Here is a 23,320-nt window from a genome sequence, read left to right as displayed (position 1 = left end):
ATCATCGAAGACGGCCCCACCGAGGTCACAGTGCTAAACGTCATCCATGCGCGACGAAAATATCCCTGAGCCGCGCCGCTCAAATTCGAGCCGTCCACCCCTCGGCGTACGCAGCCAAAAAGCGCCGCAAGATGCCTGACGAGTACGCGCCGGCGATATCGGTCAAAAAGTTCGTGAACGACGCCGTGGCATGGTCGTCGGCCGTATCCGAAATCGTGCGCACGATCGCGCACGGCACGTCGTGCTCGTAGCACACCTGCGCCATCGCCGCCCCTTCCATCTCCACCGCCAATGCGTCGGTCAGCGCCTCGGACAGCGCGCGCACTTCCCCCTCGCTCGAGACAAAGCGATCGCCGCTGATGATCAGGCCACGGTGAACACGCGGCGATTCAAAACCAAAGCGCTGCGAGAGCACCGCGCCTTCTTCGGCCACGAAGCCCTCGCATGCGGCGGCGAGCGCGCCGGCCAGCGGCGCATGCGTTGGAAAATGCGAGCGGCCTAGCAGCGGCACTTCGTATCGCGGAAACAGCGGCGACGCATCGAGATCGTGCTGCAGCAGCGAATCGGCGACCACGATGTCGCCCACGTGCACGCCACGGCCCACGCCTCCGGCCACGCCCGTAAACACGATCGCGTCGACGTCGAACACGTGAATCAGCGCGCTGACGGTTGCGGCGGCCGCGACCTTGCCGACGCGCGCGAGCGTCACGACGCACGGCACGCCTTGCGCCGTGCCGACGTGATAGTCGCGCCGGCCCAGCGTCACCGTGCGAATGTCGCCTTCCGCGCGCATGGCTTCGACGAGATCGCCCAGTTCTTGCGGCAGCGCCGCCAATACACCGAGCGGTCGCACCGCGCCTCGATCGCCTCGAATGCCGTTGTCGTTCGTCGTGCTCGTCGTGCTCGTCGTGCTCATCGTGTCGTGCTCAAAGTCAGATAACCGGGCGCCGGCCGACCGCGGCAACAAGCGCCCCTAAAAAAACGCTCATCGGTAAGCGGTCGCGCAGCCCCGAACCCTCACTCGACGACCTGCAGCTTCGCGACCGACAGCGCCAGCCACTTCTCGCCGTGGCGCTTGAACCGGACCTGGGCGCGCGCATCGGCGCCATTGCCCTCGAGCGCGGTGATGGCGCCCTCGCCGAATTTCGTATGAAAGACCTGCTGCCCGACACGAAAGCCCGTATCGGCCGCCCGCTGCGCATTGGCGAACGCCGGCAGCGGCGCGGCCTCGAAGCTGGCCGATGCGCCGCCGCGGTCGGGCCGCGAGAACCAATCGCGATTCCATCCGGCATGTTCGGCGCGCCCGCCCCAGCGCGCGCCCGCTTCGACCTTCGGCGTCAGCCACTTGAGCGTCGTCTCCGGCAATTCGTCGAAGAAACGCGAACGCACGTTGTAGCGGGTCTGCCCGTGCAACATGCGGCTTTGCGCGAACGACAGATAGAGCCGCTCTTTAGCGCGCGTAATCGCCACGTACATGAGGCGTCGCTCTTCTTCGAGCCCGTCGGCCTCCGTCGCGCTGTTCTCGTGCGGAAACAGCCCTTCCTCGAGACCCGTGATGAAGACGGCCGTGAACTCGAGCCCCTTGGCCGCGTGCACGGTCATGAGCTGGACGGCGTCCTGCCCCGCTTGGGCCTGGTTCTCCCCGGCCTCGAGCGACGCGTGCGACAAGAAGCCCGCGAGCGGCGTCATGGTGTCGGGGTTTTGCGCCGGATCGGCAAGGCTCGCCGCGTCGAGCACGACCGTTTCGTCCTGCGCCCCAGCGCTCGCGAGCTCCGGCGCCTTGGTCGCGCCCGGCGCGAGCCGGATCGAACGCGCGGGCGTATCGAGCCCGTAGCCTTCCTCGCTGACGAACGCCGTGGCCGCGTTCACGAGTTCCTGCAAGTTCTCGAGGCGGTCCTGACCCTCGCGCTCGTTCTGATAGAAATCGGCAAGGCCGCTCACGCGCACGACATACTCGACCGTCTCGGGCAAACTCATCCGCTCTGTCTCGGCGCGCATTTTCGCGACGAGATTCGCGAAGCCGGAAAGGCTCGTGCCGGCCTTGCCCGTCACGTAGGGAATGGCCGCGGCCATCGAGCAGCCGTATAGACGCGCCGCGTCGGCCAGCTGCTCGATCGAACGCGCGCCGATCCCGCGCGTGGGGAAATTGACGACGCGCGCGAACGCCGTATCGTCGTTCGGATTGTCGATGAGCCGCAGATACGCGAGCGCGTGCTTGACCTCCTGCCGCTCGAAAAAGCGCAGGCCGCCGTACACGCGATACGCGATGCCCGCGTTCACGAGCGTGTGCTCGATCGTGCGCGACTGCGCGTTGCTGCGATAGAGGATGGCGATTTCGCTGCGTGCCAAGCCGCCGTTGTTCATCAGCGCCCGGACTTCCTCGACCACCCAGGCGGCTTCCTGCGAATCGGTGGCCGCCTCGTAGACGCGCACGGGCTCGCCGTGCCCCGCGTCGGTGCGCAAGTTCTTGCCCAAGCGCCGCGAGTTGTGCGAAATGAGCGCGTTCGCCGTATCGAGGATGTAGCCGTGCGACCGATAGTTCTGCTCGAGCTTGATGAGATGGCGCACGTTGAACTCACGCTCGAAATCGAGCATGTTGCCGACGTTGGCGCCGCGAAACGCGTAGATCGACTGGTCGTCGTCGCCGACCGCGAAAATCGCGTTCGCACTGCCCGCGAGCAGCTTGAGCCACGCGTATTGCAGCTTGTTCGTATCCTGAAACTCGTCGACGAGAATGTGCCGAAACCGCGCCTGATAGTGTGCGCGCAGCGGTGCATTGTGCGCGAGCAGCTCGTAGCAGCGCAGCAGCAGCTCCGGAAAATCGACCACGCCCTCGCGCTGGCACTGCTGCTCGTAGGCGCGATAGAGTTCGACGAACTTCAGGTTGAAGCTGTCGCTCGCGTCCACCTGATCGGGGCGCAGGCCCTGCTCTTTCGCGTTGTTGATGAAGTACTGCAGGTTTTTCGGCGGATACTTTTCGTCGTCGACGTTCAGACCCTTCATCAAACGCTTGATCGCCGAGAGCTGGTCGGCGGTGTCGAGAATCTGAAACGTGGCCGGCAGCCCCGCGTCGCGGTTGTGAGCGCGCAGCATGCGATTGCACAAGCCGTGGAACGTGCCGATCCACATCCCGCGCGTATCGATCGGCAGCAGCGCCGAGAGCCGCGCGATCATCTCGCGCGCCGCCTTGTTCGTAAAGGTGACGCCGAGCACCGTGGCCGGCGACGCGAACCCTTGCTGAATGAGCCACGCGATGCGCGTGATCAGCACGCGCGTCTTGCCGCTGCCTGCGCCGGCCAGGATCAGCGCCGGTTCGTTCGGCAGCGTGACGGCCGCGTATTGTTCGGGGTTCAGGTTGGCGAGCAGTTCGGGCATGGAGGCAGCGGGTCGAGATCGACGGAAGAAGCGGCGTGCGCCGCATGCGGCAACGCGTTGCAAGCCCATCATTATAAGGCCGCGCGACGAGCGCATCGGCCGTCCCCTTATAATTGACGGTTTCGAGTTCGCGATTCGAGACGGCTTCGCCGCCCGGCGCTCGCTCGACCACGGTATCGCACCATCACCACAGGCATTTTTCGGCGGATTTCCAACCATGACCGACACTACGCTGGCGAAGAGTTTCGAGCCCCAGACGATCGAAGCCCAATGGGGCCCCGAATGGGAAAAACGCGGGTATGCGAAACCGGCCTTCACGCAGGACGCGACCGGCGCGCCCCGCGCGAACTTCTCGATCCAACTGCCGCCGCCGAATGTCACCGGTACGCTGCATATGGGGCACGCGTTCAACCAGACGATCATGGACGGCCTCACGCGCTACCACCGCATGCTCGGCGAGAACACGCTCTGGCTGCCGGGCACCGATCACGCGGGCATCGCGACGCAAATCGTCGTCGAGCGCCAGCTCGATCAGCAAGGCGTGTCGCGCCACGATCTGGGCCGCGAAAAATTCGTCGAACGCGTCTGGGAATGGAAAGAAAAATCGGGCTCGACGATCACGAACCAGGTACGGCGCCTGGGCGCCTCGATCGATTGGTCGCGCGAGTACTTCACGATGGACGAGAAGATGTCGCGGGTCGTCAGCGACGTCTTCGTGCGCCTTTACGAACAGGGCCTCATCTATCGCGGCAAGCGCCTCGTCAATTGGGACCCGGTGTTGATGACGGCCGTGTCCGACCTGGAAGTGGCCAGCGAGGAAGAAAGCGGCCATCTGTGGCACATCCGCTATCCGCTCGCCGACGGCAGCGGCCATTTGACGGTCGCCACGACGCGCCCCGAAACGATGCTCGGCGACGTCGCCGTCATGGTGCATCCCGAGGACGAGCGCTATGTGCACCTGATCGGCAAGATGGTCAAGCTGCCGCTGACCGAGCGCGAGATTCCCATCATCGCCGACGACTACGTCGAGCGCGAATTCGGCACGGGCGTCGTCAAAGTCACGCCCGCGCACGATTTCAACGACTACCAAGTCGGCCAGCGCCACGGCCTGCCGCAAATCGAAATGCTCACGCTCGAGGCGAAGGTCAACGATAACGCGCCGGCCGCGTATCGTGGGCTAGATCGTTTCGAGGCGCGCAAGCGCATCGTGGCCGACCTCGACGCCCAGGGCCTCTTGGAATCGGTCAAGGACCACAAGCTGATGGTGCCGCGCGGCGACCGCACGGGCGTCGTGCTCGAACCGATGCTGACCGATCAATGGTTCGTCGCGATGAGCAAGCCGGCGCCCGAAGGCACGTTTAACCCCGGCAAGTCGATCGCGCAAGTGGCGCTCGACGTCGTGCGCAGCGGCGAGATTCAGTTCGTTCCCGAAAACTGGCTGACCACTTACTACCAGTGGCTCGAAAACATTCAGGATTGGTGCATCTCTCGCCAGCTCTGGTGGGGTCACCAAATTCCCGCCTGGTACGGCGAAAACGGCGAAGTGTTCGTCGCCCGCACCGAGGCCGACGCGCGCGCCCAAGCGCAGGCGCGCGGCTACACGGGCGTCCTCGAGCGCGACGACGACGTGCTCGACACGTGGTTCTCGTCGGCGCTCGTGCCGTTTTCCTCGCTCGGCTGGCCGAACGAAACGCCGGAGCTGGCGGCGTTCCTGCCCTCCTCCGTACTCGTGACGGGCTTCGACATCATCTTCTTCTGGGTTGCGCGCATGATCATGATGACGACGCACTTCACGGGGAAGGTGCCGTTTCGTACCGTGTACGTGCACGGTCTCGTGCGCGATCACGAGGGGCAAAAGATGTCGAAGAGCAAGGGCAATACGCTCGACCCGATCGACATCGTCGACGGCATCGATCTCGAATCGCTCGTCGCCAAGCGCACGACGGGCCTCATGAACCCGAAGCAAGCCGCTTCGATCGAGAAAAAGACGCGCAAGGAATTCCCCGAAGGCATTCCCGCCTTCGGCACCGACGCGCTGCGTTTCACGATGGCCTCGATGGCCACCCTCGGGCGCAACGTCAATTTCGACCTCGCGCGCTGCGAAGGCTATCGCAACTTCTGCAACAAGCTTTGGAACGCGACGCGCTTCGTGCTGATGAACTGCGAAGGGCACGATTGCGGTTTCTCGAAACCCGGCGCCTGCGCGCCCGGCGATTGCGGCCCCGGCGGCTACACCGATTTCTCGCAAGCCGATCGTTGGATCGTCTCGCTGCTGCAGCGCGTGGAAGCGGAGGTCGAGAAGGGCTTCGCCGATTACCGTTTCGACAACGTCGCGAATACGATCTACAAGTTCGTATGGGACGAGTACTGCGACTGGTACGTCGAACTCGCGAAGGTGCAGATTCAGAACGGCACGCCGGAGCAGCAGCGCGCGACGCGCCGCACGCTTTTGCGCGTGCTCGAAACGGTGCTGCGCCTCGCGCACCCGATCATTCCGTTCATTACGGAAGCGCTTTGGCAAAAGGTCGCGCCGTTGACGGACGCCTACCCGCAAGGCGCGGCAAGCGGCGAAGCGTCGATCATGACGCAACGCTACCCGCAAGCGGAAGAGAAAAAAATCGACGAAAAAGCCGAGCGCTGGGCAGCAAGCCTGAAGGCCGCGATCGACGGTTGCAGAAACTTACGAGGTGAAATGAACCTATCGCCGGCAACGAAAGTCCCTCTACTGGTGCACGGCGACGCAAGCCAATGGCAGACGTTCGCACCGTACGCACAAGCGCTCGCGCGTTTGGCGGAGGTGCGCATCATGGCCGACGAAGCCACGCTCGACGCGCAGTCTCAAGGCGCGCCGATCGCGATCGTCGGCGGCGACAAGCTCGCGCTGCTCGTGGAAATCGACGCGGCGGCCGAGCGCGAACGCCTAGGCAAGGAAATTGCTCGGCTCGACGCGGAAATTGCCAAGTGCAAGGCGAAGCTAGAAAACCAGGCTTTTGTCGCAAAAGCACCGGTTGCCGTCGTAGAGCAAGAGCAGAAAAGGCTGTCACAATATCAGGACACCATTGCCAAGCTCAGCGCGCAGCTCGCGCGTTTGCCGGCGTAACAGCGTTCAACGGGCACGTGGTCCCACCAGTACTCGAGAATTAAGGTAATGCCATGCTAAAAGTCACCAAGGCTGTCTTTCCCGTTGCGGGCCTCGGCACGCGCTTTCTTCCCGCCACGAAGGCCAGCCCCAAGGAGATGCTGCCGATCGTCGACAAGCCGCTGATCCAATACGCGGTCGAAGAAGCGATGGCCGCCGGCATCACCGAAATGATCTTCGTCACCGGCCGCAGCAAGCGCGCGATCGAAGACCACTTCGACAAGTCGTACGAAATCGAAGCGGAGCTCGAAGCGCGCGGCAAGGAAAAGCTGCTCGAGCTCGTGCGCAGCATCAAGCCGAGCCACGTCGATTGCTTCTACGTGCGCCAGCCCGAAGCGCTGGGCCTGGGGCACGCGGTGCTGTGCGCCGAGAAGCTCGTGGGCGACAATCCGTTCGCCGTCATCCTCGCCGACGATTTGCTCTATGCGGAACCGCCGGTCATGAAGCAGATGATCGATGTCTTCGACCACTATCACAGCTCGGTGATCGGTGTCGAAGAGATTCCGCCGCAGGACACGCGCTCGTACGGGATCGTCGACGGCAAGGAATGGGAAGACGCGATCATCAAGATGTCGGGCATCGTCGAGAAGCCGGCGCCGGAAGTCGCGCCGTCGAATTTGGGCGTCGTGGGCCGCTACGTGCTCAAGCCGCGCATCTTCGATCACCTGCGCGCGCTCAAGCCGGGCGCGGGCGGCGAGATTCAGCTGACCGACGGCATCATGTCGCTGCTGGGCGACGAGCAAGTGCTCGCCTACAAGTACCACGGCACGCGCTTCGATTGCGGCAGCAAGCTCGGGTATTTGAAGGCAACCGTGGAATTCGCGCTGCGTCACCCCGAAGTGGCCGAGGAGTTCGAGCACTACCTGCGTACGCGCTCGCCGGTGATGGATAGTTGACGTTGGGCGGTCGCGTCTTCGTTTCGATGCGGCCGGTCGGTTAAAAAAAAGCGGGAACGGTCATCGTTCTCGCTTTTTTTGTCGTGGGTAGTACGTCAGGACGGAGAGTGGAATGCCGCTCCGTCGGCCGCCTAACGGCGCCGCATCAAAAAAACGAACGTCTTGTCTTGCGTCGAACTCTCGACGATCTCATTGCCCGTTTGCTTGGCGAACGCAGCGAAGTCGCGCTGCGAGCCCGGATCGGTCGCGAGCACCTTCAAAATCTGGCCGCTCTGCATATCGGCCAATGCCTTTTTGGCACGCAAAATCGGCAACGGGCAATTCAATCCGCGCGCGTCGACTTCCTTGTGAATTTCCATCGGCTATCCGCCTTTCCTGTTGAGCGCCCGGCTTAGGGTCGTCTAGTGCGCAGCGTTCGGAGCGCTCGCGACAAAAGCCGAGAAAAACGAAATTCTACTCCAGCGCCGCGCACTCCCTCCTCCCTCGCGCGCGGTCACGCCCACGCCGTCCCGCAGGAGCAAGAGCCTAATTCAGTAGCTCGGCTGCCGCCGGCCGTTGATTTCATCGGGTTGCACTACGAGTGCAACTGCCCGCCGGCCGTTTTCGCGACCAATACTGTACGAAATCGCTTTCAGTCGACCGGGCCAGTCGCTCGGCGTGTCCTGCCGCACGTTGAAAGAACGCTTGGGAGTAAAGATATGGTGAGGATCTTCGTCGATGCAGGCGGCAACACCCTGCCGCTCGACAATCCGCTGGATGCGGCGCCGCCAACCGCCCCGACCGTTATCCCGGCGTCGGCCAAGACGCCCAGCGACAAACCCATTCTGCCCGACCCGGGCGATCCCGATCCCGCTCCGAAGCTCGCGCCCTTGCCGCCCACCGACACCAGCCCGGGCGGCATCGCGCAAATTCCAGTGCACTCGGGCGACACCATTTGGTCGATCTACGGCCAGCGGGGATTGTTCGCGCATTCGAACGATACGGATGCAACGATCGCCACGAACTTGCCGGCGACGCCGTGGCTCGACCCGCAAGCGTTCGGCAATCGTCCCGCGAACCCCGCGGACGCGGTCAGAGACATGCAGATCGGCTCCACGGTCACCGTGCTCGACGGTCAGCGGCTCGATTTCCTCGGGCAGGAGCGCACCGCGCTGCAGGACTACGACGCCATGGGCGGATCGATGCACAAGCGCTACGACCCTGAGGACCGCGAAGCCGCGTTCGATTCGGTGGTCGCCCCCGTCCAAACAGAAATCGAATATGCGACGCTCGGCATGCCCGCCCCGTCGCAAGCGGACCTCGACCGCATCGCCAGCGGGATCAAGCAGCGCGCGCCTGACGATGTGCACTTCAGTATGGCCGTCGACACCGCGCTGACCAACGTGCAGGCCGAACTGAAGCAATGGGGACGCACGCCCGATCAGCTCGGCAAGATCATGAGCGAGGCGAAGCCGGGCAATGAGCCACAATTGACTGCCGACATGCAAAAGCAGCTGCTCGAAGTGGGACGCAGCACGTTGAGCAGCACGAACGGCGATGCGGCGCAGGCGGAGACCGCGATGCGAGCGCGCAAGGGCGTCTATATCACGTACCTCGGCGCGCAGAACGCGGACGTCGTATGCAAAGCGCTCGATGCGGCCGACAAACAGCTTTTTGTTGACGAGCCCGCGCAGCGCGTCGTTCAGGCGTACAACGACGCCTACGCCAAGGGTGGCAAGAACCCGCAGGCCGCGGCGGCTGCGGCGGCCGCGCAGCAACTGCGTATCGAGACGGATCCTACTTCGAAGCTGCCGGGCAAGGTGTCGCTGATTTCCGCATCGCCGCAAGTGCAGGACATCATGCAGAAGATCGCGCAGCAGATCGGCGCCAGCATGCAGTCGCCGCGAGGTGCGACGCCTCCGCCGCCGTACAGCAAGATGGTGACCGACTTCTCGGCGGCCATGCAAAACACGTTCGACAGCGACGATCCCGCGCTGGGCATGCACTCGGGTAAAGACACGGTCGACAAGATGGCGGGCTACCTGATCGACGCCATTCGCTCCGGCAAAACCTCGGAAAACGACGCGGTCTCGGCGCAGGGCCGGTGGCTGTCGGGCACGCTCTCGCGCGCGTTGAGCGAGGATGGGAGCGCCGCGCTGCCGGCGGCTTTGGCGGCGCACAGCAAAGCCGCCAACGATGGATCGATGTGGGACGTCAGCACCGCCGCCTTGGCAGGCGGCATCGACGCGTATCGAGGCACGAACCTCGTGCCGCTGCAGCAGAAAGCCGCGAAGGTGCTCGTGCCGATCGAAAAAGGGCCCAGCAAGAACGAATGGGGCTCGTTGCAGACTCAAGCCGACAAAGACGGCACGGTGACTAATCTGCAAAACGGCCTGCTCGCCAAGGATCTGACCGGCATCGTCAACGGTCAGACGAGCGCGATGCAGTACTACGCCAAGTTCAAGGGCGTACTCGATCGCTACGGCGGCGCACTGCAAGGCGAGGGTTACGACTCCGCATTCAGCTTCAACAATTCGTGGACGTCCACCTCGGATAGCGTCACGGGCACGGTCGCCGCGTTCGAAAAGGCGGCGGGCTTCGATGCCGAGAAAGCGAAAGCAGGCAGCATTCCCTTCACGCAGTTCTGGTGGCAATCGCGCGTGGCGAACGGGTCGCTCAAATGGTTCATGGGGCAAGCGACGAACCAGGCTGTCGCCAATGCAGTGGCGGCGCAAAAGGACCCGGTCCAACTCAAGCGTTGGCTCGGGACCGAGAAAACCGGCGGAGCGGGCATCATACCGCGCGGGATGGGCGGTCTCATGTCGGGACTCTTCTTCGCGAACTCGCTCGTGACGGCCGATACTGCTCAGCAATACGCAGGCTTGAACGGCATAGACAACAAGGCTTACGAACTCGACAATGCAGGTTTCACCGTGCTCTACGACGCACTCAGCGCGTCCCAGCTTGCCAACGCCGTGGCGCCGAATTGGAAGCAGGGCGTGTTCGGCGTAGCCGCGGACGGCAAGTCGGGGGCCACGCCGCAGCGCAAGATGCTCGAGGCGATGCTCGAGAAGATCGACGGTACGAGCCTGTCCGATACCAGCAAGGGGTTGCTCAAAGGCGCATTCCGATCCGTATTGAGCGGCAGCGCCGATGTCGCCGGGGGCCTAGTGGCGTGGGGCGGCCTAGCGGCCATGATCGGCGATCCGAAATACGTCAACCCCGGGCACGAATTCGCCTATGGGACGGCAGGCGTCGCGGATCTCGGCACGTTCGCCGCGCGCTCGTTGCTCGAAAGCGGCATCACGCTGACGGGAGAGGACATCGCAGGGGAAACGCTGGCGGGCTTGACCGTCGACGGTTGGACGGGCGTGGGATTCGTGCTCAACATAGCCGCGGCCGGGGTCCAATTGCTCGCGAATCAGGACGACATCATTCATGAAGCCGATTCGGTTTCGAAGTATCTCGAGACGGAAGGCGTGCCGCCCAATATCGCCGGCCCATTCGCCCGGCACATGATGACCGATACGTTCGGCAGCAGGAGCGCCGGACCGGCGCTGACCGCCTACTTCCGAGCCAAAGGGAAAACGAACGCAGACATGATCGCCTGGATGAAAACGGTCAAGACAGGCGGCGATGCCGATACGATCGCCACCTATTTCAAGGAGATGGACATCTATCACCACGACAAGGACGGCAACGCCGTGCTCGAGCCGCAACAAGTGGCCTGGACCGACGATTTTCTCGACAAGCAGATCGGCGCGAGCGGCTTTCAGCCCGGTGCGCAGATTCACCCGTAGTGGAGGAACCCGCGCTACAGCGCGACGGGCGCCCCGCTCGCACACGCCTCGCGCAGCGCCTTGCCGATGCGCGTTGCCTCGAACGCGTCGGTAAGCGTCGCGCCGGCGGCACTCTCGGGCGAACGCCCCGCTAGTCGAGCCCCGACCGCGTGCACGAATGCGTGCGCCTCGTGCAGGAAGGCCTCTTCGAATCGGTCGAAGAACGTCGGCGTGCTTTCGCTGCGTACCCCGAGTGCGTCATAGATCTCGACGCGGTTCGCGCGCGGGTTGTGCCCGATCGCCAGCGCCCCGCCCGTGCCGATCACCTCGCTGTGCGTATCGTTGCCGTGCGCCATCGTGCGCGACGCATAAAACACCGCGAGCCGGCCGCCTTCGAATTCCACGACGCCCACGCCGTTGTCGACATCCCCGCATGCACGCAACCCCTCATGCAGCGCGATCGTCCCCGTGGCGAACGCGCGTGTCGCCCTCGCCCCGCCGAAGAACCATCGCGCCACGTCGATATCGTGCACGGTGCAATCGAGAAAGATGCCGCCCGACGTGGGCGCGAAGCGCACGAAAAAACCGTCAGGGTCGTTTTGATCGGTGGTTTGCGAACGCACCATGAACGGCCGGCCGATCTTGCCCGCCACCGCCTTGTCGTACGCGTCGCGGTAGCTCGGATCGAAGCGGCGCATGAACCCGATCGTCGCTTCCAGATGCGGGTATTCGTTCGCCACCTGAAGCACGCGTTCGCACTCTTGAACGTCGAGCGAAAGCGGTTTCTCGCAGAACACGTGCTTGCCCGCGCGCAGCGCCGCCACGATTTGATCGGCATGCAGCGAGGAAGGCGTGACGAGCCAAACCGCATCGAGCGCTCGATCGGCAACCAATGCTTCGTAGTCCGAATAAAGCCGAGGCTCGGGCAACGTCTCGCGCGCCCATTCGAGCTCTTCGTCGACGGGGCTGCACGCCGCCGCGAGCACCGCGCCGGGCACCCGATACGCCAAGTTCGTCGCATGCCGCTTGCCGAGGCGGCCCAATCCGGCAATGCCGATTCGCACCGGCGCGCGCTTTCCCATCGTCGTCACTGTCTTCGCTCCTTGCCCTTGTGCTCGCGTGCCTACGCCTTATTCGCCGATGCTGACGATCCGCCCTTCGCGCCACGACTTCGTCGCCGCTTCGGCCAATTCGAGCGCCTTCACGCCGTCGGCGATCGTGGTGCGCACCGGTGCGCCTTGCGTCACGGCGTCGAAGAAGTGCGCGATCTCGCTTGCGTACGCGGCACGATAACGTTCGAGGAAGAATGCTTCCGGCACGTCGCTCGATACGGCCTTCGCCGAGTAAGCGACGACTTCCGTCGGCCGCACGTTGCCGGCTTGCAGCATCCCGTCGCTGCCGAGCACTTCGAACCGTTGGTCGTAGCCGTAGGCGGCGCGGCGCGTCGTATTGATTTGGCAAAGCCGCCCGCGCTTCGTGCGGATCGTGACGGCCGTCGAATCGATATCGCCCGCGTCGAGAATCGCCGGATCGGTCAGGCAGCTTCCGCTCGCGTGCACCGATTGCGCTTCGTCGTCGAGAATCCAGCGGAAGATGTCGAAGTCATGAATCAGCATGTCCTTGAAGATGCCCCCCGAGCGCCGGATGTACTCGACAGGCGGCGCACCCGGATCGCGGCTCGTGACGACGAGCATCTCCGGCGTGCCGATCTCGCCGGCGTCGATGCGCGCCTTCACCGCGGCGAACGTCGGATCGAAGCGGCGCTGAAAGCCGATCATGCAGACCACGCCCGCGGCTTCGACCGCTTTGGCGCAGGCACGCGCGCGTTCGAGTTCGAGATCGACGGGTTTTTCGCAAAAAATATGCTTGCCCGCGGCCGCGGAACGTTCGATGAGATCGGCATGCGTGTCGGTGCTCGAGCAAATCACGCTTGCCCCTACCGACGTGTCGGCCAACGCAACGTCGGCGTCGACCACCATCGCGCCGTATTGCGCCGCCAGTTCGGCGGCCGCGACGCGATTGACGTCCACCACGTACTTGAGCCGCGCGCCCGGGTGCCGAGCGAGGTTGCCCGCGTGAATGCGGCCGATACGGCCCGCGCCGAACACTGCGACGTCGATCGCGCCGCTTCCTGCATTAGTCATCGTATCCTCCTGTGTCCTTGGATTCTTCCACGTTCAATTCGAGCCGGTACGCAAGCGCCACGAACAGCGCCTGGCACAAGCAAATGGTGCTCGTCAGCGCGCGAAACGCGAACGCGCTGCCTTCCTTCACGAACAATTGCGCGCTGGCGTAGCGCGCGAGCGGCGACAAACGGCTGTCGGTAATGACGAGCGTTTGCGCTTGATGATGGTGCGCGATGCGCAAGCAGTATTGCGTCTCGCGTCCGTACGGTTCGAAGCTGATCGCGATGACGACATCGCCCTTCTTCACGCTGCGGATCTGCTCGCGGAACATGCCGCCGAAACCCGAGATGAGATGGACGCGCTTGGCCGTGTGCTGCAACGCATAGACGATGTAGCTCGCGACCGCGAATGAGCGCCGCACCCCGATCACGTAGATGTTCTCCGCGTGCTGCAGCATCGAGACGGCTGCTTCGAACTGCTCGTCGTCGAGCGTCGCTTCGAGTTCGTCGAGCCCGTTGCGGCAGGCCGCCACGAATTCGCGCGCAACATTGCCGCCCGAGAGCCGCCCCGGCTTTTCGTCGATCAGCTTGCGAATGCGCTGCTTGTAGGTCTGCCCGGACGGGCTCTGCCCCGCGTACGCCTGCTTGAACACCTCTTGCAGATCCGAAAACCCGGAAAACCCGAAGCGCTGGGCAAAGCGCACGACCGCGGACGGATGCACGCCGCAGCTCGCGGCGATATCGCTCGTCCGGTCGACCATCACGCTCGAACGGTGCTGCTCGAGATACGACGCCACGCTCTTCAATTGCCGCGGCAGCGAATCGTACGATTCGGCGACACGCTGCATGAGTTCGTCGACGCTCGGCAGCTCGTCGGTGGTCTCTTCCTGCATGGCTCTTGTCCTTTTAAGCGGGTACTGTGCACGGCTTCGCCGCACACCTCCCGACGATGCGGATTATAGGCACGTCCACGGCGAAATGGAATGAATTTTCCATTTCTCATCGCAATGAAATTTTCTTTGCAATCGCTCACGACTTCGCCTAATCTTTGTCGTGAGCGGCATACGTCGGTCCAGCGCCGCTCCCAACGACATAACTTCGAATAGGTGGAGACAAATGAGACTTTGCACCCGCAAGGCCGCCGTGAAGACGTTCGCCGCGGCAATCACATCCGCGGTCGCATTGGCGTTCGGTCCGTTCGCGGTCCAGTCGGCGCACGCAGCCGACGCCAAATTCGTGCTGATCAGCCACGCGCCCGATTCCGACTCCTGGTGGAACACGATCAAGAACGCGATCAAGCAGGCCGACGAGGACTTCAACGTCGAGACCGACTACCGCAATCCGCCCAACGGCGATCTGTCGGACATGTCGCGTCTCGTGGAACAGGCGGCTGCGCGCAACTACGATGGCGTGGCGACGACCATCGCCGATTTCGACGTGCTGAAAAGCTCGATCAAAAAAGTCACCGACAAGAAAATCCCGCTGGTCACGATCAACTCGGGCACGCTCGAACAGAGCAAGAAGCTCGGCGCGATCATGCACATCGGCCAGCCTGAATACGTGGCCGGCCACGCCGCCGGCGAGAAAGCCAAGGCCGCTGGGATCAAGTCGTTCCTCTGCGTGAACCACTATGCGACGAACCCGGCGTCGTTCGAGCGTTGCCGCGGTTTTGCCGAAGCACTCGGCGTGGACTTCAAGGCGTCGACGCTCGACGCGGGCCAAGACCCGAACGGCGTGAAGTCGAAGGTCGAAGCTTATATGCGCAACCACCCCAATACGCAGGCCGTGCTCGCGCTCGGCCCGCTCTCGGCCGATCCGACGATCCGCGCGCTGAAGGACATGGGCCTCGCGGGCAAGGTCTGGTTCGCGACGTTCGATTTCGACGACGACATCGCCAAGGCGATCAAGGACGGCACGATCCAATTCGCGATCGACCAGCAGCCCTACCTGCAAGGCTATTTGGCCGTCGCTGTGCTCGCCATCGCGAAGCAAGAGCACACGAGCGATCCGCTCAAGATCGAGAAGGCCTTGCAAGGCAATGCGAAGTTCAAGGCGCGACTCGACACCTACGGGCTCGCCCCCGTCTATCAGCCCGACACGATCCTCTCCGGTCCGGGCTTCATCACCAAGGCCAACGTCGACAAGGTCGTCAAATACGCGGGGCAGTACCGCTGATCGAAGCGTCAGCGGCCTTTGCAATCCAGCTATCCAGCATGACAGCGCGGCGATAACCGTATCCCCTGACGGGCATCGCCGCGCCCAAGGAGACATTTCGATGGGCGTCGCCGATCACTTCCACGCCAGCCTACGCAAACACGACGCACCGAACCCCCAAGGCGCGTCCGACGAGCGCGTGCGCCGCGAATCGTGGTTCAAGCAGCTTCTGTCCCGCCCTGAATTCGCCTCGCTCGCGGGCACCGTCATGGTGTTCCTCGTTTTCGCGATCGGCGCCGGCGGTTCGGGCATGTTCAATCTCGACGGCATCATGAACTGGTCGCAGGTGGCGGCCTATCTGGGCCTCATCTCCGTCGGCGCTTGCCTGCTCATGATCGCGGGCGAGTTCGATCTGTCGATCGGTTCGATGATCGGCTTCGCCGGCATGATGGTCGCACTGCCGACCATGTATTTTCACTGGCCTATCGAGCTCGCGATCGTCTTCGCATTCGTCGGGTCGATGCTGCTCGGCGCGCTCAACGGCTATCTCGTGATGCGCACGCGCCTGCCCTCTTTCATCGTCACGCTCGCGTTCATGTTCATCCTGCGCGGCTTGACGCTGGCCCTCTCGGTCATGTTCGCCGATCGCACGATCATCTCGGGCGTGGGCGACGTTGCGGCCCAAAGCGCGCTCGCGCACGCACTGTTCCAAGGCGTCGCGTTTCATGGCCTGTTCCAGTGGCTCGGGCATATCGGGCTCGTCAAAATGCTCGACTCGGGCCAACCGCTCGTGCCGGGCGTACCGAAAGTCATCGTCTGGTGGCTCGCGCTGGCCGCGGTCTGCGCCTTCACGCTCGCCAAGACTCGCTTCGGCAATTGGATCTTCGCGGTCGGCGGCGATCCGAACGCGGCCAAGAACGTCGGCGTCCCGGTGCGGCGCGTCAAGATTCGCCTGTTCGTGCTCACTGCATTCTGCGCATGCCTGTTCGCCGTCCTGCAAGTGTGCGACATCGGCTCGGCCGCGGCCGACCGCGGCCTGCAAAAGGAATTCGAGGCGATCATCGCGGCCGTCATCGGCGGCACGCTGCTCACGGGCGGCTACGGCTCGATCGTCGGCGCCTGCTTCGGCTCGCTGATCTTCGGCGTCGTGCAGATCGGCATCACGTACACGAATATCGACTCCGACTGGTTCCGTGTATTCCTCGGCCTGATGCTGCTGTTCGCCGTGCTGTTCAATCACTACGTGCGTAGCCGTGTTGCGGCGTCGCGTTGATCGACGGAGACAAAACGATGAATGACGCTACCCCCACGCAAGACCCAAACGCCGACATCATCCTCGCGCTCGAAAACGTCAGCCGCTATTTCGGCAGCGTCATCGCGCTGAAAGACGTCACGCTGCGGCTGCGCCGCGGCGAGGTGCACTGCTTGCTCGGCGACAACGGCGCGGGCAAGTCGACGCTGATCAAGACGCTCGCCGGCGTGCATCAGCCGAGCGAGGGTCAATATCTCGTCGATGGCCAACCCGTGCAGTTCGCCTCGCCCAAAGATGCGCTCGACCTCGGCATCGCCACCGTGTATCAAGACTTGGCGCTCGTGCCGCTGCTCTCGGTCGCGCGCAACTTCTTCATGGGCCGGGAGCCGAGCCGTAAATTGTTCGGCTTGCTCAACGTTATGGACATCGAGACCGCCGCCACGACCGCGCGCGACAAGCTAGCCGAGATGGGCATCCACGTGCGCGACCCGAACCAGCCCATCGGCACGATGTCGGGCGGCGAGCGCCAGTGCCTGGCGATCGCGCGCGCGATTCACTTCGGCGCACGCGTGCTGATTCTCGACGAGCCGACGGCCGCGCTCGGCGTCAAGCAGAGCTTCAACGTGCTCAAGCTCATTCACAAAGCCCGCGAGCGCGGCATCTCCGTCATCTTCATCACGCACAACGTGCACCACGCCTACCCGATCGGCGATTCCTTCACGCTGCTCAACCGCGGACGTTCGATGGGCACGTTCACGAAGGACACGATCAGCAAGGAAGCGGTGCTCGACATGATGGCGGGCGGCGCGGAAATGCAGAAGATGATTGCCGAGCTCGACGGCGCAACGATCTAACGCGGTATACGACGCTCATTCAGGACTCTTTCATGGCAGCCTCTCCCACTTCTCCCGCGGCCGCGAGCCGCTTCGCGCCGGGCCGCACGCGCGACATCGTTTGCCTCGGACGGCTCGCGACCGATCTCTATGCGCAGCAAATCGGCGCGCGCCTAGAGGACGTCACGAGCTTCGCCAAGTATCTCGGCGGCTCGTCGGCCAATATCGCCTTCGGCTGCGCGCGGCTCGGGCTCGCATCGGCCATGCTCTCGCGCGTCGGCAACGACCACATGGGCCGGTTCTTGACGGAGACGCTCGAGCGCGAAGGATGCGACGTGAGCCATACGCGTGTCGACGCCGATCGGCTCACCGCGCTCGTACTGCTCGGCATCAAGGACCGCGAAACGTTCCCGCTCGTCTTTCATCGAGAAAACTGCGCCGATATGGCGGTCGACGAAAACGACTTCGACGAAGCATTCATCGCATCGAGCAAGGCGCTGTTGATCACAGGCACGCACTTCTCCACCGAACGCGTGAACCGCGCGAGCCGGCGCGCGCTCGAATACGCGCGGCGCAATCAGGTTCGCACCGTGCTCGACATCGACTATCGGCCCGTGCTGTGGGGGTTGACCGGGAAGGCCGATGGTGAAACGCGCTTCATCGCGAACGAAAGCGTCACCGCCCATCTGCAGCGCATCCTGCCGCTGTTCGATCTCGTCATCGGTACCGAAGAAGAATTTCGTATCGCCGGCGGCAAGCATGAACTCATCGATGCGCTCGCCATGGTGCGGGCCGTCACGCCCGCCACGCTCGTCGTCAAGCGCGGACCGCTCGGCTGCTCGATCATCGAAGGCAAAGTGCCGGCATCGATCGACGATGCGCCGACCGAGCATGGGATGGAGGTCGAGGTGCTCAACGTGCTCGGCGCGGGCGATGCGTTCGCTTCGGGCTTCCTATCGGAATGGCTGCGCGATGCTCCGCTGGCGCGCTGCGCGCATACGGCCAACCTGTGCGGCGCGCTTGTCGTCTCGCGCCACGGCTGCGCGCCTGCCATGCCCACGCCCGCGGAGCTCGACTATCTACGCGAGGCGCTCGCGCGAGATCCGGTCCGCATGCGCCGCCCCGACCTCGACGTTCAGCTCGCGCGTCTGCATCGCGTCAGCGTAAAGCGGCCGGTGCACGACGAAGTGCTCGGCTTCGCGTTCGACCATCGCAATCAGTTCTTCGAACTTGCCCAGCAAACTGGCGCAAACGAAGCGCGCATCCCCGAACTGAAGCGGCTGCTGGTCGATGCGGTTGCGCAAACCGAGGCCGCGCTGGGCCTGCAAGGGCGCATCGGCGTGCTGATCGACGACCGCTACGGGCAAGATGCGCTGAACGCCGCCACTGGCCGCGGCTGGTGGATCGGCCGGCCCGTCGAGCTGCCCGGCTCGCTGCCGCTCGTGTTCCAGCACGGCCGCTCGGTGGGCACGGCGCTCGTTTCGTGGCCCCATGAACACGTCGTCAAATGTCTCGTCCAGTATCACCCGGACGCGCCGGTCGACGAACGCATCGAGCAGGAAGCGCAGTTGCGCGCGCTCTACGATGCGGTTCAAGCGAGCGGGCACGAACTGCTGCTCGAAGTCATCCCGCCGCAGCGCGATGGGCTGCCCACGGGACAAGACATCGTGTTTCGCGCGCTCAAGCGGCTCTACAACCTCGGCATTCAGCCCGAATGGTGGAAGCTCGCCCCCTTGCAGGCCGAGCAATGGAAAACGATCGACGCGCTCATCGCCGAACGCGATCCGTACTGCCGCGGCGTCGTGCTCCTTGGCCTGTCCGCCGGCGTCGATGCGCTCAGCGCGGGTTTCCGCGCGGCGGCCGCATCGAAGACATGCAAAGGCTTTACGGTTGGCCGCACCATCTTTCACGAGCCGAGCCGCGCTTGGCTAGCCGGTGAGATCGACGACGCAACGCTCGTCTCGAACGTGCGCGACACGTTTGAGACATTGATCCGAGCGTGGCGCGCGGCGCGCGCCGATACCGGCGCCGCCGCAGTTCCGGCCGGCACGCGGCGGGAGGCGGCGTGATGAACGTACGCATCAAGGAAACGACGATGAGTGCAAGCACCCCCTCGGCCGGACCGACCGAAGCGACGCCTTCGACGATCCGCCTGACCGCCGCGCAAGCGCTCGTGCGCTATCTGGCCGCGCAGCGCGTCGTGAGCGAGGACGGCGTGTCGACGGAGCCGCTCTTCGGCGGCGTCTTCGCGATCTTCGGCCACGGCAACGTGGCGGGCCTCGGCGAGGCGCTCTATCAGCATCGCGAGGCGCTGCCCACCTATCGCGCTCACAACGAGCAAGCGATGGCGCACAGCGCGATCGCCTACGCCAAGGCGCATATGCGCCGCCGCATGATGGCCGTGACGACGTCGATCGGGCCGGGCGCGACGAATCTCGTCACGGCCGCCGCGCTCGCGCACGTCAACCGCTTGCCCGTGCTGCTGCTGCCCGGCGACATCTTCGTCTCGCGTGCGCCCGACCCTGTTCTGCAGCAAGTCGAGGATTTCCACGACGGCGGCGTATCGGCCAACGATACGCTTAGGCCGGTCTCGCGCTACTTCGATCGCATCGTGCATCCGGCGCAATTGTTGAGCGCCCTGCCGCGCGCCATCCGCGTGCTCACCGACGCCGCGCTCTGCGGCCCCGTCACGCTCGCGCTGCCGCAAGACGTGCAGGCGATGGCCTACGACTACCCGAGCGAATTCTTCGAGCCGCGCGTGGTGCGCTTTCACGCGCCGACGCCCGGCGAGGACGAACTCGAAGCGGCGCTCGAGGCATTGCGAGGCGCTTCGCGCCCGGTCATCGTCGCCGGCGGCGGCGTGCTCTATAGCCGCGGCGGCGCCGATGCGCTGCGCGCGTTCGCCGAACGGCACGGCATCGCCGTCGGCGAGACTCAAGCGGGCAAAGGCGCACTGCCTTGGAACCATCCTTTGAACGCGGGCGCGGTCGGCGTGACCGGATCGAGCGCCGCCAACGCGCTCGCGCACGAAGCCGATTGCGTCATCGCGGTCGGGACGCGTCTGCAGGATTTCACGACCGGATCGAATACGCTGTTTACGCAAGCGCGCGTCATCGGCATCAATGCCAATGCGTTCGACGCGCTCAAGCATCGCGCGAACACGATCGTCGGCGACGCACGCGCGACGCTCGATACGCTGAGCGAACGGCTCGGCGCCTGGCAAGCGAACCCGGCCTGGACGCAACGCTCGCAGGCGCTGTGCGAAGCCTGGCGCGAGACGGTGGCATCGCGGACCCAAGCCACGCGCGCACCCGGCCAGCTGCCGTACGACGCCGATGTCATCGGCGCCGTGCAACGCTCGGGCGCGAGCTCGCCCGAGGGCGACATCGCCGTTTGCGCCGCGGGTACGCTGCCGGCCGAATTGCACAAGCTGTGGCGTGCGGGCCGCCCAGGCGGGTATCACGTCGAGTACGGCTATTCATGCATGGGCTACGAAATCGCCGGCGGCCTAGGCGCGAAGCTGGCCCGTCCCGAACGCGAAGTGATCGTCTTCGTCGGCGACGGCAGCTACCTCATGATGAACAGCGAGATCGCGACCTCGGTCATGCTCGGCGCCAAGCTCGTCGTCGTCGTGCTCGACAACCGGGGCTACGGCTGCATCAATCGACTGCAGCAAGCGTGCGGCGGTGCGCCGTTCAACAACCTGTTCGACGATTGCCTGCAAGGCCCGCAGGGCGCGCCCGAAATCGACTTCGCCGCGCATGCACGCTCGCTCGGCGCGCATGCGGAACATGTGGCCGACGTGGCCGCACTCGAAGCGGCCCTGGTACGCGCACGCGCGGCCGAGCGCACCTCGGTCGTCGTCATCGACACCGATCCCGCGCGCACGACCGACGACGGCGGCTGGTGGTGGGAAGTGGCCGTACCCGAAGTGTCGACGCGTGAAGCCGTGCGCACGGCGCGCGCCGCGTACGAGACGCATCTCGCGCAGCGCGGCGGCAGTGCCGAACGCTAGTCTCGCCCGACATCGAAACGAAACATCACGCGAACAAAGGAACGCAGCATGACCGATTTTCAAGTGCGCATCGGCGTCAATCCGCTCTCGTGGATGAACGACGATCTGCCCTCGCTCGGCGGGGAGACGCCGCTGTCCGTCGCCCTGACCGAAGGCCGCGCGATCGGCTACGAAGGCTTCGAACTCGGCAACAAGTTTCCGCGCGAGCCCGCGGCGCTCAAGGCGTTGCTCGCGCAATACGATCTGGCGCTCGTCTCCGGCTGGTATTCGGGGCGGCTCGCCGAGCGCAGCGCCGAGGAAGAAATCGAGGCTGTCGGCCCGCATCTCGACCTGCTCGCGAAGAACGGCGCGAACGTCATGGTCTACGGCGAAGTCGCCCAGACCATTCAAGGCTCGAAGGTACCGCTCTATCAACGCCCGCGCTTCTTCACGGCGGATCAATGGGATGCGTATGCCGAGCGCGTCGACCGCTTCGCGCGGTACACGCTCTCGCAAGGCGTGCGTGTGGCCTATCATCACCACATGGGCGCCTACGTCGAAACGCCGGCCGACGTGGACAATCTGATGAAACGCACGAGCGACGCCGTGGGATTGCTGCTCGATACGGGGCACATCACGTTCGCGGGCGGCGATCCGCTCGCCACGCTAGAGGCGTACGCGCCTCGGATCTGCCACGTGCACTGCAAGGATATCCGGCCTCAAGTGATCAAGCTCGCGCGCAATCGCGACTGGAGCTTCCTCGAAGCCGTCGTCAACGGCGCCTTCACGGTGCCGGGCGACGGGGCCGTCGATTTCGCCGCCGTCATCGCCGGCCTCGAGCGCCATGGCTATCGGGGCTGGCTCGTCGTCGAAGCCGAGCAAGATCCGGCCGTCGCGCCGAGCTTCGAATACGCGCAGCTCGGCTATCGCACACTGCGCGCGCTCGTCGATGCTGCGAGCTCGCCCGCCAAGGAAACGGTATGAGCCTCCTAGTCAAAGCCCAGCGCGAAGGCATGACGATCGCGCGCGTGACGCCCGAATCGGCGGCCTGGCGCTATGTGGGCTTCGCCGCCTATCGCCTCGCGCAGGACGAAGTCCTCTACGTCCATGAAAGTGCGCGCGAATCGTGCATCGTCGTACTCTCCGGCGCCGTTTCAATCGAAGCGGACGGTGCCCGCTATACGGGCGTCGGGGCGCGCGACAGCGTTTTCGAGGACGCCGCTCCGTTCGCGCTGTACGTCCCGCCCCACGTACGTGCGACGGTGCGCGCCGAGCGCGATGCGCAGCTCGGCGTCGCCAGCGCGCCGGCTCAAGGGCGCTACCCCACGCGGCTCATCGACCCCTCCCAGATGAAGCGATCGGTGCGCGGCAAGGGACTCAATGCGCGCTACGTGTGCGACATCCTTCCGCAGACCGAGCCGGCCGAATCGCTATTGGTGGTCGAGGTGCGCACGCCGAGCGGCCATTCGTCGAGCTATCCGCCGCACAAGCACGACGCCGATCAAATTCCGGTCGAAAGCGCGCTGGAAGAAACTTACTACCATCGGCTCAATCCGCCACAGGGTTTCGCCTTCCAGCGCGTCTACACGGACGCGCGCGACATCGACGAATCGATGGCCGTCGAAGACCACGACGTCGTGATGGTGCCGCGCGGCTATCATCCCGTCGTCGTTCCTTACGGGTACGAGTCGTACTATTTGAACGTCATGGCCGGGCCGCAGCGCGTGTGGCACTTCAAGAACGATCCGGCGCATGACTGGATCGCCAAGCGCGACGCCGGTTGACGGTCGCAGA

The 23,320-nt window shown here is 64.4% G+C and carries 16 protein-coding genes; 10 read left to right on the top strand and 6 right to left on the bottom strand.

From position 1 onward, the window contains the following. Positions 1–79: 79 nt before the first annotated feature. Positions 80–916 carry a 5'-methylthioadenosine/adenosylhomocysteine nucleosidase gene (locus tag ACTHNR_RS19380; RefSeq protein WP_440549280.1) on the bottom strand — a complete coding sequence of 279 codons (837 nt, stop codon included), beginning with the start codon at positions 914–916 and terminating at the stop codon, positions 80–82. Between the two features lie 101 nt (positions 917–1,017). Beyond that, positions 1,018–3,375, bottom strand: a complete 2,358-nt coding sequence (locus tag ACTHNR_RS19375; protein ID WP_440549279.1) for a UvrD-helicase domain-containing protein — start codon at positions 3,373–3,375, stop codon at positions 1,018–1,020. 217 nt (positions 3,376–3,592) lie between these two features. Here ACTHNR_RS19375 and ACTHNR_RS19370 point away from each other — a divergent pair, with 217 nt between their 5' ends. Together ACTHNR_RS19370 and galU are read left to right on the top strand one after the other, a co-directional pair. After that, the gene (locus ACTHNR_RS19370; RefSeq protein ID WP_440549278.1) at positions 3,593–6,475 is read left to right on the top strand and encodes a valine--tRNA ligase; all 2,883 of its coding nucleotides are present in this window, start codon (positions 3,593–3,595) and stop codon (positions 6,473–6,475) included. 53 nt (positions 6,476–6,528) lie between these two features. Beyond that, complete coding sequence (gene galU, locus ACTHNR_RS19365) at positions 6,529–7,410, top strand: UTP--glucose-1-phosphate uridylyltransferase GalU (protein ID WP_440549277.1); 882 nt, start codon at positions 6,529–6,531, stop codon at positions 7,408–7,410. Positions 7,411–7,541: 131 nt separating this feature from the next. Here galU and ACTHNR_RS19360 read toward each other — a convergent pair whose 3' ends face one another. Beyond that, the gene (locus tag ACTHNR_RS19360; protein WP_115535308.1) at positions 7,542–7,769 is read right to left on the bottom strand and encodes a sulfurtransferase TusA family protein; all 228 of its coding nucleotides are present in this window, start codon (positions 7,767–7,769) and stop codon (positions 7,542–7,544) included. A 339-nt stretch (positions 7,770–8,108) separates the two neighbouring features. On the opposite strand from ACTHNR_RS19360, the gene ACTHNR_RS19355 reads away from it, so the two are divergent. Then, positions 8,109–11,189, top strand: a complete 3,081-nt coding sequence (locus ACTHNR_RS19355) for a hypothetical protein (protein WP_440549276.1) — start codon at positions 8,109–8,111, stop codon at positions 11,187–11,189. Positions 11,190–11,203: 14 nt separating this feature from the next. Here ACTHNR_RS19355 and ACTHNR_RS19350 read toward each other — a convergent pair whose 3' ends face one another. Genes ACTHNR_RS19350 through ACTHNR_RS19340 form a run of 3 tightly spaced genes read right to left on the bottom strand, consistent with a single transcriptional unit; the run spans position 11,204 to position 14,186 of the window. Next, entirely contained in the window at positions 11,204–12,250 is a 1,047-nt protein-coding gene (locus ACTHNR_RS19350) for a Gfo/Idh/MocA family oxidoreductase (RefSeq protein ID WP_440549282.1), read from the bottom strand. Between the two features lie 48 nt (positions 12,251–12,298). Beyond that, the gene (gene iolG, locus ACTHNR_RS19345; RefSeq protein WP_440549275.1) at positions 12,299–13,312 is read right to left on the bottom strand and encodes an inositol 2-dehydrogenase; all 1,014 of its coding nucleotides are present in this window, start codon (positions 13,310–13,312) and stop codon (positions 12,299–12,301) included. Next, positions 13,305–14,186 carry a MurR/RpiR family transcriptional regulator gene (locus ACTHNR_RS19340; protein ID WP_440549274.1) on the bottom strand — a complete coding sequence of 294 codons (882 nt, stop codon included), beginning with the start codon at positions 14,184–14,186 and terminating at the stop codon, positions 13,305–13,307. Before ACTHNR_RS19340 ends, iolG begins: the two co-directional genes overlap by 8 nt. 223 nt (positions 14,187–14,409) lie before the next feature. Between ACTHNR_RS19340 and ACTHNR_RS19335 the strand changes: the two genes are divergently transcribed. From ACTHNR_RS19335 to iolB, 7 genes are all read left to right on the top strand, one after another. After that, the gene (locus tag ACTHNR_RS19335; protein WP_440549273.1) at positions 14,410–15,468 is read left to right on the top strand and encodes a sugar ABC transporter substrate-binding protein; all 1,059 of its coding nucleotides are present in this window, start codon (positions 14,410–14,412) and stop codon (positions 15,466–15,468) included. Positions 15,469–15,568: 100 nt separating this feature from the next. Further along, complete coding sequence (locus ACTHNR_RS19330) at positions 15,569–16,720, top strand: ABC transporter permease (protein WP_440549272.1); 1,152 nt, start codon at positions 15,569–15,571, stop codon at positions 16,718–16,720. Positions 16,721–16,737: 17 nt separating this feature from the next. Further along, the gene (locus ACTHNR_RS19325; RefSeq protein WP_440549271.1) at positions 16,738–17,553 is read left to right on the top strand and encodes an ATP-binding cassette domain-containing protein; all 816 of its coding nucleotides are present in this window, start codon (positions 16,738–16,740) and stop codon (positions 17,551–17,553) included. Positions 17,554–17,585: 32 nt separating this feature from the next. Further along, positions 17,586–19,601 carry a bifunctional 5-dehydro-2-deoxygluconokinase/5-dehydro-2-deoxyphosphogluconate aldolase gene (locus ACTHNR_RS19320; protein ID WP_440549270.1) on the top strand — a complete coding sequence of 672 codons (2,016 nt, stop codon included), beginning with the start codon at positions 17,586–17,588 and terminating at the stop codon, positions 19,599–19,601. A 26-nt stretch (positions 19,602–19,627) separates the two neighbouring features. Next, positions 19,628–21,547 carry a 3D-(3,5/4)-trihydroxycyclohexane-1,2-dione acylhydrolase (decyclizing) gene (iolD, locus tag ACTHNR_RS19315; protein WP_440549269.1) on the top strand — a complete coding sequence of 640 codons (1,920 nt, stop codon included), beginning with the start codon at positions 19,628–19,630 and terminating at the stop codon, positions 21,545–21,547. A 48-nt stretch (positions 21,548–21,595) separates the two neighbouring features. Continuing rightward, complete coding sequence (gene iolE / locus ACTHNR_RS19310; RefSeq protein WP_440549268.1) at positions 21,596–22,510, top strand: myo-inosose-2 dehydratase; 915 nt, start codon at positions 21,596–21,598, stop codon at positions 22,508–22,510. Continuing rightward, a complete protein-coding gene (gene iolB / locus ACTHNR_RS19305) occupies positions 22,507–23,310 on the top strand; it encodes a 5-deoxy-glucuronate isomerase (RefSeq protein ID WP_440549267.1) in 804 nt (267 codons plus the stop codon). The genes iolE and iolB overlap by 4 nt, the downstream gene beginning before the upstream one ends. Positions 23,311–23,320: the final 10 nt, after the last annotated feature.

Source organism: Trinickia sp., from assembly GCF_051954495.1.
Classification (GTDB): domain Bacteria; phylum Pseudomonadota; class Gammaproteobacteria; order Burkholderiales; family Burkholderiaceae; genus Trinickia.
This window is presented reverse-complemented; position numbering and strand designations above follow the sequence as displayed.

What these genes read in the sequence shown, in the direction of transcription:
- ACTHNR_RS19380 (WP_440549280.1), bottom strand. Translation starts at nt 916, where the DNA reads ATGAGCACGACGAGCACGACGAGCACGACGAACGACAACGGCATTCGA.
- ACTHNR_RS19375 (WP_440549279.1), bottom strand. Translation starts at nt 3,375, where the DNA reads ATGCCCGAACTGCTCGCCAACCTGAACCCCGAACAATACGCGGCCGTC.
- ACTHNR_RS19370 (WP_440549278.1), top strand. Translation starts at nt 3,593, where the DNA reads ATGACCGACACTACGCTGGCGAAGAGTTTCGAGCCCCAGACGATCGAA.
- galU (WP_440549277.1), top strand. Translation starts at nt 6,529, where the DNA reads ATGCTAAAAGTCACCAAGGCTGTCTTTCCCGTTGCGGGCCTCGGCACG.
- ACTHNR_RS19360 (WP_115535308.1), bottom strand. Translation starts at nt 7,769, where the DNA reads ATGGAAATTCACAAGGAAGTCGACGCGCGCGGATTGAATTGCCCGTTG.
- ACTHNR_RS19355 (WP_440549276.1), top strand. Translation starts at nt 8,109, where the DNA reads ATGGTGAGGATCTTCGTCGATGCAGGCGGCAACACCCTGCCGCTCGAC.
- ACTHNR_RS19350 (WP_440549282.1), bottom strand. Translation starts at nt 12,250, where the DNA reads ATGGGAAAGCGCGCGCCGGTGCGAATCGGCATTGCCGGATTGGGCCGC.
- iolG (WP_440549275.1), bottom strand. Translation starts at nt 13,312, where the DNA reads ATGACTAATGCAGGAAGCGGCGCGATCGACGTCGCAGTGTTCGGCGCG.
- ACTHNR_RS19340 (WP_440549274.1), bottom strand. Translation starts at nt 14,186, where the DNA reads ATGCAGGAAGAGACCACCGACGAGCTGCCGAGCGTCGACGAACTCATG.
- ACTHNR_RS19335 (WP_440549273.1), top strand. Translation starts at nt 14,410, where the DNA reads ATGAGACTTTGCACCCGCAAGGCCGCCGTGAAGACGTTCGCCGCGGCA.
- ACTHNR_RS19330 (WP_440549272.1), top strand. Translation starts at nt 15,569, where the DNA reads ATGGGCGTCGCCGATCACTTCCACGCCAGCCTACGCAAACACGACGCA.
- ACTHNR_RS19325 (WP_440549271.1), top strand. Translation starts at nt 16,738, where the DNA reads ATGAATGACGCTACCCCCACGCAAGACCCAAACGCCGACATCATCCTC.
- ACTHNR_RS19320 (WP_440549270.1), top strand. Translation starts at nt 17,586, where the DNA reads ATGGCAGCCTCTCCCACTTCTCCCGCGGCCGCGAGCCGCTTCGCGCCG.
- iolD (WP_440549269.1), top strand. Translation starts at nt 19,628, where the DNA reads ATGAGTGCAAGCACCCCCTCGGCCGGACCGACCGAAGCGACGCCTTCG.
- iolE (WP_440549268.1), top strand. Translation starts at nt 21,596, where the DNA reads ATGACCGATTTTCAAGTGCGCATCGGCGTCAATCCGCTCTCGTGGATG.
- iolB (WP_440549267.1), top strand. Translation starts at nt 22,507, where the DNA reads ATGAGCCTCCTAGTCAAAGCCCAGCGCGAAGGCATGACGATCGCGCGC.